This is a genomic window from Chitinophaga costaii (assembly GCF_900094705.1).
GTDB classification, from domain to species: Bacteria; Bacteroidota; Bacteroidia; order Chitinophagales; family Chitinophagaceae; genus Chitinophaga; species Chitinophaga costaii.
In genome coordinates this window covers 520,782-534,252 of record NZ_FMAR01000001.1, presented here as the reverse complement: position 1 = coordinate 534,252, position 13,471 = coordinate 520,782, and the positions used below count along the sequence as shown (strand labels likewise).

Genomic DNA, 13,471 nt, shown 5'->3' with positions numbered 1-13,471 from the left:
TAAGGGCATTCAATATGGCAGCTATTCAGCCAACATATCACGAGCTATTCGAGGCGCATAAATGCTGCGTGATCATCCCTACGTACAACAATGGCGGCACCCTGTTAGCAGTGATCGCCCAGGTACAGACCTATACGAAAAATATTATCGTGGTAAACGATGGCGCTACCGACCAAACCGCTGCCATTCTCCACGACCTTCCCGGTATTCAGCTAGTAAGTTATGCCCCTAACCGGGGCAAGGGCTGGGCCTTGCGGCAGGGCTTTAAAAAAGCCTTACAGCAAGGGTATGATTTTGCCATCACCCTGGATGCAGATGGACAACATTTTGCAGAAGACCTGCCGGTATTCCTGGAGCGCCTGGAGCGGGGGGAGCGCAATAGCCTTATCGTAGGTGCCCGTAACCTGCAACAAGAAAACATGCCGGGCAAGAATACCTTTGCCAATAAATTTTCCAACTTCTGGTTTTATGTAGAAACGTTCCAGAAAATGCCGGATACCCAATCCGGCTACCGCTTGTACCCCCTGCACCGTATGCGCAAGATGCGCTTTGTGTGCCGCAAATATGAGTTCGAAATAGAGGTGTTGGTGCGGTGTGCCTGGAAGGGCATACACATAGATTGGGTACCCGTGAAGGTGTACTACCCGCCGCCGGGAGAACGGGTTTCGCACTTCCGGCCCTTCCGTGATTTTTCGCGCATCAGCGTACTTAATACCGTGCTCGTACTCATTGCCTTTTTATACATTCATCCCCGCAACTTCCTGATTTATTTCAGCAAGAAAGATAATTGGAAAAAAATATGGCAGGATGAAATGTTACGGCCTAATGAGTCTAACATGCGAAAGGCGCTTTCTGCCGGCGTAGGTGTTTGTATTGGTATTCTGCCCATCTGGGGGTTGCAGATGCTGACGGCCATTTTGGTATCCACCCTCTTTAAACTCAATAAGGGCATTACCTTCCTATGCTGCCACATTAGCTTTCCGCCCATGATACCATTCGTTATCTTTGGAAGTTTTTTGATGGGCCGTATCTGGGTAAAAGGAGGTACAGACCTGCTATTCAGTAAAGGGCTTACCTTACAAACCGTCCGGGAAAACCTGTTACAATACATTACCGGCAGCATTACCCTGGCCTTGCTGGCCGGTACACTCACTACGCTGATCATTTACCTGGTGCTGGCGGTTTTTCGCAAACAGGCCGGGGCCAATGCTTAACAGCGCTATTATTCGTATACCGTCGGTTTCAATATGAGTACTATTTTCATTGCCATCTATAATTTTTTTGAGCGGCGCAAAGCCTGGCTGTGGATCACCACCCTGGCCTGTTTTGCCGTGGCGGGTGTGCTGGCCTACCGTATAAAGCTGGAAGAAGATATTTCGCAAATCCTGCCGCATGAACCACGGCTCGACAAGCTGCAACAGGTATTCCAGGATAGTAAATTTGCCGACAAACTCGTGCTCACCCTTTCCGCGAAAGACACGGTAGCAGCCCCGCAGCCAGACAGTCTTACTGCATTTGCCGCCGCATTCACCGATAGTGCGGCCGTACATTTATCGCCCTACATCAAAACCATGCAGGCGCAAATGGGCGATACCATGGTGCTGGATCTCATGGATCTTATTCGCGGTCACCTGCCTGTTTTCCTGGAACCCGGCGACTACACGAAGATCGATTCGATGATAGCGCCCGGAACGGTGAAAAAACAACTGGCCTACGATTACCGCACCCTCATTTCACCGGCGGGCCTGGTGCTGAAAAAAGCCATTGCACAAGATCCTGTGGGCATATCCTGGCTGGGCGTAAAAAAACTGCAACGCCTGCAATATGATGAACAATTTGAGCTATACGACAGCTATGTAATGACCAAAGATCACCGCCACCTGATGATCTTTATCTCGCCTGCATTTTCTCCGAATGAAACTGGCAGGAACGCCCTCTTCCTCCAGGCCTTGGATGCCCTGCTAGCCCGGTTGCAGCAGGAACATCCTGCGGTAGTGGCCTCCTACTTCGGCGCCACGGCAGTGTCTGTGGGCAATGCCCGCCAGCTTCGCCAGGATACGCTGCTCACCCAATGCATTACCCTGCTGCTGCTGGTGATACTCATCGCATTATTTTTCCGGAAAAAACGGGCACCGGTACTCATTATGCTGCCCGTTATTTTTGGATGGCTGTTTTCGCTGGCAGTGGTGTACCTCATCAAAGGGCATATCTCGGTAGTGGCACTGGGCGCAGGTTCCGTAGTGTTGGGGATTGCGGTGAATTATTCCCTCCATGTATTTAATCACTACCGCCACCTGCATAATATCCGCGACGTGATCCGCGACCTGTCGGAACCCATGACCATCGGTAGTTTTACCACCATCGGTGGTTTCCTGTGCCTGCAATTTGTACATTCCTCCCTCCTTAAAGACGTGGGCTTCTTCGCTGCTTTCAGCCTGGTGGGTGCCGCCCTGTTCTCCCTCATCTTTCTGCCACACTGGATTGTGCTGGGTGATAAAGAAAACAGTTTCGTTCCTGCCCATCAGAACACCTGGCTGGATAAGCTGTCTGCCTATCATCCGGAGAAAAATAAATACCTGCTCATTGCTATTTTTGCGCTCACCCTCCTGTTTGTTTTCACCGCCCGCCACGTGACCTTTGAAAGCGATATGATGCGCATGAACTTCATGACGCCCGCCCTGCAAAAAGCGGAAAAACAACTCAACGATATCAACGCCTATACAGCCCAATCGGTGTACGTAGTAACCGAAGGCAACACCCTGGAAGCCGCGCTGGAAAACAGCGAGCAGATGATGCCGGTGGTGCGCCGCTTGCAGCAGGAAGGAGTGGTGAAAAAATATGCCGGCGTAGGTGCCTTGTTGATTTCGGAGAAAGAACAGGCAGCCCGCATACACCGCTGGCATGCTTACTGGACGCCGGATAAGCAGCAGCAACTGCTAGCCACGCTTCGCCAGGAAGGTGCTGCTTATCATTTTAGCCCCGCCGCTTTTGATGCTTTTGAACAACTGCTACACCAATCTTTTGTACCACTGGACCAGGCAGCCATTGATCAATTAAAGGCGGGCAGCCTCCATGATTTTATCATCGAAAAACACGGCGTGGTATCCGTGGTAACGCTGCTGAAAGTGGGTGGTGCGGACAAGCAAAAAGTATATGCCGCGCTGGAACACATGCCCGGCACCACGGTACTGGATAAGCAATACGCTGCCAATCGCCTGGTGGCCGTCATTAACCAGGAATTTAACAGCATTGCCTGGATGACCTCCCTGCTGGTGTTTTTTGCTTTATTGCTGTCTTACGGCCGCATAGAGCTTACCCTGATCACCTTTATTCCCATGCTCATCAGCTGGGTGTGGATACTGGGCATCATGGGGCTGTTTGGTATCCGTTTTAATATCGTCAACATCATTCTCTCCACCTTCATTTTTGGCCTGGGCGACGACTATTCCATTTTTATCATGGATGGGTTGTTGCAGGAATATAAAACAGGGCGGCGGCAACTATCGTCGTTCAAATCTTCTATTTTCCTGTCTGCCATCACCACGGTATTGGGCTTAGGGGTATTGATCTTTGCCCAGCATCCTTCCTTGCGTTCCATTGCCTTGATCTCCATTATCGGTATTGGCAGCGTGGTATTAATATCGCAGGTACTCATTCCTTTCCTCTTCCACTGGCTCATCACCAACCGGGTGCGCCTGGGGCGCATGCCGTGGACACTGTGGGGATGGACGAAATCGGTTTTTGCATTCACGTATTTTGTAGTGGGTTGTTTGCTCATGACGGGCATTGGTTTCGTATTGATCCGGATAAAGATCATTGGGGAGCGGCGGGGCAAAAACGTATATCATTTTTTGCTGTCTACATTTACCCGTTCGCTGCTCTACGTGATGGCCAACGTAAAGAAACGCATCCTCAATCCTGACAACGAAGATTTTTCGCAGCCGGCCGTGGTGATCAGTAACCACCAGTCTTTCCTCGATATCCTGGTAAGCACTATGCTGCACCCGAAAGTAATATTGCTTACCAACCAGTGGGTGTGGCGCTCGCCGGTATTTGGCGCAGTGGTGCGGCTGGCCGACTACTACCCCGTGGCCGATGGTGCGGCACACAGTATTGAACGCCTGCGGCAGAAAGTAAACGAAGGGTATTCTATCGTAGTGTATCCGGAAGGCACCCGTTCGGAAGATCCGGGCATCCGCCGCTTTCATAAGGGGGCGTTTTTCATTGCAGAGCAACTGGGGTTGGATATTTTGCCCATCCTATTGCACGGCACGGCTTATACTATGTCTAAAAACGATTTCTTATTAAAAGATGGACAGGTCACCGTGCAGTATTTGCCACGTATAAAGCAGGAAGACAAGACCTGGGGGGAAGGATATGCGGAGCGCACCAAACGCATTAGCCGGCATTTTAAACAAGCCTATGCGCAACTGCGCATCGCCACAGAAACACCCTCCTATTTCCGCGAGCAACTGATAGCCAATTACCGCTATAAAGGCCCCGTACTGGAATGGTATATGCGGATAAAAACCGCCATGGAAAAGAATTACGCCGTGTTTAACGACCTGGTGCCCCGGCAGGGCGATATCCTGGATATTGGCTGCGGATATGGCTTTATGGATTATATGTTGTATTTTCTATCGAACGAACGGCGTATAACCGGGATTGATTATGACGAAGAGAAAATACAAACCGCGCAAAACGGTTATCTGCGACCGGATAACCTGCAATTTCTGGAAGCCAATGCCAACGACCTGGATTGGCAAAGTTACGACGCCATCATCCTCAGCGATGTAATGCACTACCTTACGCCGGCACAGCAGCGCGCGCTGCTGGAAAAGTGTTTACGGCACCTGCGGCCTGGTGGTCGCATTATTTTGCGCGATGGAGACCAGGACTTGCAGCAGCGGCATGCCCGCACACGGCTTACGGAATTTTTCTCCACCAGAGTGGTGAACTTTAATAAAACGGCACAAGCATTGTCCTTTTTCTCCGGCACACAATTACGTGCCACCGTGGCAGAACTGGGCGCGGAAATAGTGACCATCGATCACGCAAAACATACGTCCAATCTGATTTTTATCATCACCCATAACCCCTGAGTTTGTCATGAATACGCCTACAGTAGCAATCATCGGTAGTGGACTGGGAGGACTGGTATGCGGCGCCCTGCTGGCAAAGCATGGCTATAGGGTAAGCCTGTATGAAAAAAATAAACAGATAGGTGGCTGCCTGCAAACCTTTAGCCGCGATAAGGCCATTCTCGATTCGGGGGTGCACTACATTGGAGGCCTGGATAAAGGGCAGACCCTCCATGAAGTGTTCCGCTACCTGGGTATTATGGATAAGCTGCAACTACAAAAGATGGATGTAGATGGCTTCGATGTCATTAACTTTTGTAACGAAGACAAGGAATACAAACTCGCCCAGGGTTATAACAACTTCAAGGCCTGCCTGCTCAGCGATTTTCCGGGCGAAGCGGTTGCACTGGACGCCTATTGCCAGCGGATAAAGGACATCTGTAGCAAATTTCCCTTGTACAACCTGCGCCTGGGCAGTTACAGCGAAAAAGAATCGGTACTGGCCTATAGCACCACCGAATTCCTGGAAAGCATTACCCACAATGAAAGATTACGGCAGGTGCTGGCAGGCAATAACCTGCTCTACGCTGGTAAGGCCAACAAAACGCCGCTGTATGTACATGCACTCGTGACCAACAGCTTTATTGAAAGCAGCTATAAATGTGTAGACGGCGGCTCGCAGATTGCCCGGTTATTGTACCAGGTGATCCGGGAAAATGGGGGAGCGGTACACCGGAATGCACCCGTAACAAACATTGTATGCGATAACATGGGGGTAGATCATCTTCGCTTGCTTGATGGGAGCAAGGTGCAGGCAGACCTGTTCATATCCAACATGCACCCGTTGCAAACCATACAAATGACTGATAGCCCACTGTTACGCAATGCTTACAAGCTGCGTATCGGGCAATTGGAAAATTCTCCGGGAGCCTTTGTGCTTAACCTTACGCTGAAGCCTCATGCCTTTCCTTATCTCAACTATAACTATTACGCACATACGAAAAATGATGCCTGGGCCGGCATTGCCTACACTAAAGGCGAGTGGCCGCTTACCTGGGCTATGTTTGTGCCGCCCGGCAAAGCGGTGTTGCCTTTTGCAGACAACCTCACCATTATGACCTACATGAATGCGGAAGACCTGGATCCCTGGAAAAACACTTTTAATACCACGGCCCATCCTTCCGTTCGCCACGAAGGCTACCAGGCTTTCAAAGCCCAAAAAACGCAGCAGCTTTTGGAAAAGGTATACCTGCGCTTTCCGGCCCTGAAAAATGCCATTCAGCACTGCTATGCCGCCACCCCGCTCACCTACCGCGATTACATAGGCACATCAGACGGGAGTATGTATGGGGTGGAGAAAGATTATCATGATACCTTAAAAACTTTTATTTCTACCCGTACCCGCTTGTCTAATTTGTATCTTACAGGGCAAAACCTGAACTTGCATGGCATTATGGGGGTAACCATGAGCGCGGTAATGACCTGTGGTGAGATCATAGGCATGGAACCATTGCTGGGAGCCATTAAGCAACATTCGCTATGAAAAAGAAGAGAAGTGTCGGGACAAAAATCTTACGTGTGCTATTAATAATACTGGGCGGTTTTCTAGCCCTTTTGCTGGTACTCATCATTTATGTGGTGTCTGTGGCCCATATGGACCCTCCTAAAATTGCCGACCAATCGTTGCTCAAAGCGCAACGCAAGGCGTTGGATAGTACTGCCTTTACTTTGCAAAACAACTGGTTCCGTAAAAGCAAAACCGGCCTTTACGAAATGTACGTGGAGGGTAAACCTTTTGAACGGGGTGTGGCTTATGGCAAATTGAGTTCCGAACTGGTGAAGCGGCAGGAAGACCATTTTTCCGAGCAGATTAACCGCATGATCCCTTCCCCGTTTTACCTGCGTTTCCTGAAATATTTTGTGGGATGGTTTAACCGCGACCTGGACAAGCACGTGCCGGAAGAATACAAAGAAGAGATCTTCGGTATTTCTTTTGAAGCCTCACCCAACTATGCTTACGTGGGTACCAACTACGAGCGCCTCATGAACTACCACGCCGCACACGACATTGGGCATGCGCTGCAAAGTATGGCCCTGGTGGGTTGTACTTCCTTTGCCACCTGGAACAGCCGCTCTGCTGATAGTAACCTGATCATAGGCCGCAACTTTGATTTTTATGTGGGCGATAAATTTGCAGAAGACAAGATTGTAGCTTTTTACAAACCTACCGCGGGTCATAAATTCATGATCGTTACCTGGGCAGGTTTCGTGGGCTGCGTTTCCGGCATGAATGAAAAAGGACTTACCGTAACTATCAATGCCGCCAAGACCAGCATTCCTTCCGGATCTGCATCGCCGGTATCGCTGGTGGCCAGAGAGATATTGCAGTACGCCGGTAATATCCAGGAAGCCTGGGCCATTGCACAGCGCAGAAAAATGTTTGTGTCGGAATCATTCCTCATTGGCTCTGCGGCAGATAATAAAGCAGTGGTGATAGAAAAAACACCCGAAAGTATAGACCTGTACGAACCGCCTGCCAAGGCCGATTATATAACCTGCACCAATCACTTCCAGGGCGATACGCTGCGCAAGCTGCCGTCTAATATAGAGCAGGAAGCCCGCAGTGCTTCCGTGTACCGCTATAACCGCTTAATGGAATTATTGCAACAGGAAGGGCCTAATACCGTACAAAAAACGGTAGATATTCTGCGCGACCGGTATGGCCTGCATAATGAAGATATTGGCGTTGGCAACGAAAAAGCCATTAACCAGTTTATTGCTCACCATTCTATCGTGTTTGAACCAAAGCAACTGAAAGTATGGGTATCTACCCAGCCCTGGCAACTGGGTCAATATGCCGCTTACGACCTGCACACCATCTTTGATATGCACGGCCTGCAAACGGATCATGAGATATACGACAGCGCTGCCAGCATAGGCCCCGATCCGTTTTTGGAAACAGATACCTTTAAACGTTTTGAGCGTTTCCGCACCATCAAGGCAGCGGTGCAGGCGGGTAAGGATATTGATGTGCAGGAACTCATCAGCACCAATCCTACCTACTATCACACCTACGTGATAGCCGGTGATTACGCCTACAAGCACCAGTCATTTGCCGACGCAAAGAAATATTACGAAACCGCCCTCACCAAAGTGATTGCTACGAAAAACGAAGAAGATCATATTCGCGCACAACTCAAAAAAATAAACAAGCAAACCAAATGATCAAAGGCATTGGCACCGATATCGTAGACGTGGCCCGCATCCAGTTGAAAATACAGCAGGGGCGGGGCTTCCGTGAATGGGTGTTTTCGCCACTGGAAATTGCTTACTGTGAAAAACAGGCCCAGCCAGCCCAGAGTTATGCGGCAAGGTTTGCCGCCAAAGAAGCCCTGCTCAAAGCATTGGGCACAGGCTGGGGGGAGAGTGGATTGCAATTCCATGAAATAGAAGTGCGCAACGACCTCGCTGGCAAACCTTCCCTGCATTTGCTAGGGCATGGCGCCACAGCTTATACCAATTTTATTTTGCATGTAAGCCTTTCCCACACCGCCACCTTGGCCACGGCTACCGTGCTGGTGGAAGAAAACTAAAGTCAGACTATGTACATCCCGGATATAGAATTACAGCCCGCTGCCGCCATCAGGCAGTACCAGGAAAGAGAAGTGCTGCACCAGATAGGATACCTGCAGCAGTTTTCCCCTTTTTACAAGGCGTGGTTTGCGCAGCATGGCATTACGCCAGATAGCATCCGCTCCCTGGAAGACCTCACTAAAATACCGCCGGTCACCAAAGATGAGTTGCAGGAACGTAATTGGGAATTTCTGTGCGTTGACAAAAGTAAGATCGCCGAATATACTACCACCTCCGGTACCCTGGGACACCCGGTGGTAATGGCCCTCACTGACCACGATCTGCAAAGACTGGCCTACAATGAATATATTTCTTTTTGCTGCGCCGATGGTACCGATAAAGACGTGTATCAGCTTATGCTCACCCTGGACCGGCAGTTTATGGCGGGTATGGCCTATTATACCGGCATCCGTAAATTGGGAGCCGGTGTGCTGAGAGTAGGGCCTGGCGTGCCTTCTATGCAATGGGAAAACATCCGGCGCATACAGCCTACCACCATCGTGGCGGTGCCTTCCTTCATCATTAAACTGCTGGCCTATGCACAGGAGCATGGCATAGATATAAATACCAGCTCGGTGAAGAAGGCTATTTGCATTGGCGAAAATATCCGCAACCTGGACTTTTCTTATAACGTGCTGGGTAAAAAAATTACCGACCACTGGAACATTCAGTTATACTCTACCTACGCCTCTACCGAAATGCAAGCAGCCTTTACGGAATGTAAAGCCGGCAATGGCGGACATCATCACCCCGAACTACTGTATGTAGAGTTGCTCGATGAGCATAACCAGCCTGTAGCACCCGGCCAGGATGGGGAAGTAACCATTACCACGCTGGGGGTGGAAGGCATGCCCCTGCTGCGTTACAAAACCGGCGACATTTGCCGGTATGAAGCGGCCCCTTGCAGTTGCGGGCGGCACACGCTGCGCCTTTCGCCGGTGATAGGCCGTAAAAAACAAATGATCAAGTACAAAGGCACCACGCTATACCCGCCTGCATTATTCGATCTGCTATCCGATATGCAAGAAGTAAAAGAATATTTGGTAGAAGTATTTTCTAACGAAATCGGTACAGACGATATTACCCTTCACCTGGCCGCTGTATCGGAAAATGAAGATACCGACCGGCGTATCCGTTCCTATCTGCAAGGCAAGCTGCGTGTGATACCGGACATCCAGTATCATTCCGCAGCAGATATCCTGAAAAAACAATTCCCGGAAGGCGCCCGCAAGCCCATAAAATTTGTAGATAACAGGCAGCGGCTGGCAAATTAATGGTATGCTAACGTTCGGTACCTGCATCCAAATAAGATGCTCTTTTTATGCCGTTTGATTTTAACAAAACCTTTACATCTGGCATCAATAATATAGCTGATTAAATACGATACCAGACGCGCCTGTAGCGGTTTTTGTGGGATCTATTGCTCAAATAAAAGTATTATGATTTACATTTGTATAACCTGCCTGGATAAAGAAAATATTTGATGAATAGGTAGGTCAAAAACTTAATACAATGAAACAGTTTGAAAACAAAGTAGCCTTAGTAACAGGTGGATCTACAGGCATTGGCAGAGCAACTGCTATTGAATTTGCCAAACAGGGTGCAAAAGTAGTAGTAGCAGACATTGTTGATTCTTCAGAAACAATAGCCGCTATCAAAGCAGCCGGTGGAGAAGCCATTTACGTGAAAACAGATGTTTCAAAGAGTGCGGATGTAAAAGCATTGGTGGAAAAAACAGTAGCTACCTATGGATCGCTGGATTATGCGTTTAATAATGCAGGCGTGGAAATGGGTGGCAAACTTACCGCCGATGTAGATGAAGCAGAATTTGATAAGGTGATTAGCATTAACCTTAAAGGCGTATGGCTGGGTTTAAAGTACCAGATTCCCCAAATGCTGAAACAAGGTAAAGGCGTTATCGTTAACACCTCTTCCACGGCAGGTATTACCGGCGTACCTTCCTTATCGGCTTACACCGCTTCAAAGCATGGCATTATTGGCCTTACGCAAGTAGCGGCCATTGATTATGGTAAGTCGGGCATACGGATAAATGCTGTTATTCCTGGCCCTATCAAAACGCCTATGTTGGAAGGCACCATGGGAAATAGCAAATCAGCGAAGGATAAAATTGAAAGCGCACTGGTAATGGGTCGTTTGGGAGAACCACAGGAACTTGCCAATGCAGTGATTTTCCTTTGCTCAGATGGCGCTTCTTATGTAAATGGTACGGCCCTCGCAGTAGACGGCGGTTGGCTGGCTAAATAAGCAATTGTTATAAAAAAAGAGGCTGTTTCTTTACAAAGGAAACAGCCTCTTTTTTTATGGCATACCTGCTATGGGCAAATGCCATCACAGCCAATTGCAGTTTTTTTTAATGATCCTTGCCTCCGGTAGATTCCCGGATCAACAGGGTGGGGGCCATTACTACCTGGTGCCGGATATCGGTGGCCTGCAGGATCTCGTCCATTAATATTTTTACAATCTGGCTGCCCATGTCTTCGATCGGTTGGGCCACGCAACTAATAGAAGGCGTATTGAGCCTGAAAATATCGTGATCATCAAAACTGATCATGCCAATGTCTTTCCCAATTTGCAATCCCATGGAACGAATGGCTTCAATACCGTAAATGCCCAGATAGTTGGTCGCAAAAAACACAGCATCCAGTGTTGGTGCTGTCTGGAAAAACTTTTTCATTTCTGCAATAAATGCATGCCGCTGCTGGTCGAAGGCCAGGCGTTTAATAAACTGTTTTTGCAAGGGTGCCTGTGCTGCTGTAAGCCCGGCTTCAAAACCATTGAAACGGTTGCTCATCTGCACCTGGCTGGAAGTGGTAGTAATGATACCTATGTTTTTGTAACCCTGGTTTACCAAATGGCTGGCCGCATCGTAAGCGCCTTGGAAGTTGTCCAGCACTACATAGTTGGAATCTACCGCGGGAAAATAACGGTCAATGAGAATGAGGGGTTTGCCGGTTTCCTGCAAGGCTTCAATATCTTTCTCCAGCCCCTTAGTGGGCGTAATAATGTAGCCATCTACCTGCCGGTACTTCAGCACCTCCAGCAGGCCCTGAGCTTTGGCCAGGTTATCTTCCGTGCTGCTGTACAGCACCTTGTAGCCCGACTTATCAGCTTCGTCTTCCACTACTTTGGCCAGAAGGCTGAAGAAGGGGTTGGCAATGTCTTCCACGATCAGGCCAATGGTTTTAGTTTTACCGGTGCGTAAGCCACGGGCCAGTTGGTTAGGTCTGTATTTCAACTTCGTGGCAATCCTGTTAATCTTTTTGATCACCGTTTCACTAATACGCTTTTCCTTACCCTTGCCATTAAGTACAAAAGATACAGTAGTAGGCGAAACACCTGCCTGTTTTGCTATATCTTTAATTGAAATTCCCTTCATTCAGTTCAGTTAAATCGATTTAGCCCGATCCGTCCAAGACTAAGATACAAAAATAAATATGCCCTGACTAGTGTACCCCATTGGTTTTTAATTATCTTGTTACTTATTGTGTGAGGCGCAAAGATTTTTTTTAATTATTTTGGCAGGTAGTGCTTTTTTAACCAAATTTTTATAATTTGGCAGAGCATCGGACAAAATTCGTCCGGTAGGCATAGCTGGAGCGTGTTTATTACTACAACATACCCAAATCAACCATCATACTAACATCGCTAACTTTAGCCTAAATCGTAACCTGAATGAAACCCATTCTCATTAAAGTGGGGGCTTTTGCCGACAACCAAATCACGATGGTGGAACGCGCTGATGCGTATTTCAATACCCCGTTCCATTTTCATCCTGAATGTGAACTGGTATACGTGACTGAGAGCCATGGAAAACGCATTGTAGGCGATAGTATTGAGAGCTTCGATGTAGGCGACATGGTGTTTCTGGGCCCTAACATTCCTCACGTGTGGTACAACGAGGAAAATTATTACCAGGGCGACGACGCTTTACGGGCGCGCTCAGTAGTAATTTATTTCCCCCGGGATATTTTCGGGGACAAATTTTACGCATTGCCCGAAACCCGGGCTATGAGCGAATTATTTCACCGTGCGCAGCGTGGCATGAAAATAACCGGGGCCACGCAGGCCCTGCTAAAGCCCGAAATACTGGCCCTGCCGAAAAAAGAAGGGCTAGACCGGATTATCAGCCTGCTGCATATTTTGAAAATACTCTCTGAGACCCGCGATTACTACTTCCTGGCCAGTACCGGTTATTCACACGCTTATAACGCGAAGGACAATCATAAAATAGACGAGGTGTTTAAATTCGTGATGAACAATTTTTCCCGTGAAATCTCCCTTCAGGATGTGGCTAGCATTACCAACCTTTCTCCCCAGTCGTTTTGCCGCTTCTTTAAAAACCGCACTAAAAAGTCATTTGTACAATTTTTGAACGAAGTGCGTATTGGTCATGCCTGCAAACGGCTTACAGAGGAAGACTGGAGTATCGCTGAAATAGCCTACAGTTGCGGGTTTAAGAATCTTTCCAACTTTAACCGCTTCTTTAAAGAGATTGTAGGCAAAACCCCCAAGGAGTACAAACAGGAGCTGCGGCTCAAAGAAGCATAGGCGGAAAAATGGATTTCCGGCATCGTTCCCGGAAAAAAAAGTTAAGAAATTGTAAAATTATTTATACTTTACATCCCCTGATGACCAAAGTCGCCCGTTGTCAGTAGCTGATCGGCGCCGTTTGCCTTTTATGAGTTTCACGTATTTTTGAAAAAGCAACAGAAAGCAAGAATTATTAACCCCTTTCC

General features: G+C 48.4%; 9 protein-coding genes. 8 read left to right on the top strand and 1 reads right to left on the bottom strand.

Annotation, left to right across the window (positions count from 1 at the left end):
- The first annotated feature begins 14 nt into the window (after positions 1-14).
- The 7 genes from GA0116948_RS01905 (at position 15) to GA0116948_RS01875 (ending at position 10,979) form a co-directional block, all read left to right on the top strand.
- On the top strand, positions 15-1,214 hold the full coding sequence (locus GA0116948_RS01905; protein WP_089708449.1) for a DUF2062 domain-containing protein: 1,200 nt from the start codon (positions 15-17) through the stop codon (positions 1,212-1,214).
- Positions 1,215-1,247: 33 nt separating this feature from the next.
- Positions 1,248-5,102: a trifunctional MMPL family transporter/lysophospholipid acyltransferase/class I SAM-dependent methyltransferase gene (locus tag GA0116948_RS01900; RefSeq protein WP_089708446.1), complete on the top strand. Its 3,855-nt coding sequence runs from the start codon at positions 1,248-1,250 to the stop codon at positions 5,100-5,102.
- 7 nt (positions 5,103-5,109) lie between these two features.
- A complete protein-coding gene (locus tag GA0116948_RS01895; RefSeq protein ID WP_089708445.1) occupies positions 5,110-6,624 on the top strand; it encodes a phytoene desaturase family protein in 1,515 nt (504 codons plus the stop codon).
- Positions 6,625-6,659: 35 nt separating this feature from the next.
- A complete protein-coding gene (locus tag GA0116948_RS01890) occupies positions 6,660-8,306 on the top strand; it encodes a C45 family autoproteolytic acyltransferase/hydolase (RefSeq protein ID WP_240619112.1) in 1,647 nt (548 codons plus the stop codon).
- A complete protein-coding gene (gene acpS, locus GA0116948_RS01885; RefSeq protein WP_089708441.1) occupies positions 8,303-8,674 on the top strand; it encodes a holo-ACP synthase in 372 nt (123 codons plus the stop codon). Before GA0116948_RS01890 ends, acpS begins: the two co-directional genes overlap by 4 nt.
- A 9-nt stretch (positions 8,675-8,683) precedes the next feature.
- On the top strand, positions 8,684-9,988 hold the full coding sequence (locus tag GA0116948_RS01880; protein WP_089708438.1) for a phenylacetate--CoA ligase family protein: 1,305 nt from the start codon (positions 8,684-8,686) through the stop codon (positions 9,986-9,988).
- A 238-nt stretch (positions 9,989-10,226) separates the two neighbouring features.
- A complete protein-coding gene (locus tag GA0116948_RS01875; protein ID WP_089708437.1) occupies positions 10,227-10,979 on the top strand; it encodes an SDR family oxidoreductase in 753 nt (250 codons plus the stop codon).
- 106 nt (positions 10,980-11,085) lie between these two features.
- Here the strand turns inward: GA0116948_RS01875 and GA0116948_RS01870 are convergent, their stop codons facing one another.
- Entirely contained in the window at positions 11,086-12,111 is a 1,026-nt protein-coding gene (locus tag GA0116948_RS01870) for a LacI family DNA-binding transcriptional regulator (RefSeq protein WP_089708435.1), read from the bottom strand.
- Between the two features lie 296 nt (positions 12,112-12,407).
- Between GA0116948_RS01870 and GA0116948_RS01865 the strand changes: the two genes are divergently transcribed.
- Complete coding sequence (locus GA0116948_RS01865) at positions 12,408-13,283, top strand: AraC family transcriptional regulator (protein ID WP_089708433.1); 876 nt, start codon at positions 12,408-12,410, stop codon at positions 13,281-13,283.
- Positions 13,284-13,471 lie beyond the last annotated feature (188 nt).

Coding starts and splice junctions, on each gene's coding strand:
- GA0116948_RS01905 (WP_089708449.1), top strand. CDS start 15: ATGGCAGCTATTCAGCCAACATATCACGAGCTATTCGAGGCGCATAAA.
- GA0116948_RS01900 (WP_089708446.1), top strand. CDS start 1,248: ATGAGTACTATTTTCATTGCCATCTATAATTTTTTTGAGCGGCGCAAA.
- GA0116948_RS01895 (WP_089708445.1), top strand. CDS start 5,110: ATGAATACGCCTACAGTAGCAATCATCGGTAGTGGACTGGGAGGACTG.
- acpS (WP_089708441.1), top strand. CDS start 8,303: ATGATCAAAGGCATTGGCACCGATATCGTAGACGTGGCCCGCATCCAG.
- GA0116948_RS01880 (WP_089708438.1), top strand. CDS start 8,684: ATGTACATCCCGGATATAGAATTACAGCCCGCTGCCGCCATCAGGCAG.
- GA0116948_RS01875 (WP_089708437.1), top strand. CDS start 10,227: ATGAAACAGTTTGAAAACAAAGTAGCCTTAGTAACAGGTGGATCTACA.
- GA0116948_RS01870 (WP_089708435.1), bottom strand. CDS start 12,111: ATGAAGGGAATTTCAATTAAAGATATAGCAAAACAGGCAGGTGTTTCG.
- GA0116948_RS01865 (WP_089708433.1), top strand. CDS start 12,408: ATGAAACCCATTCTCATTAAAGTGGGGGCTTTTGCCGACAACCAAATC.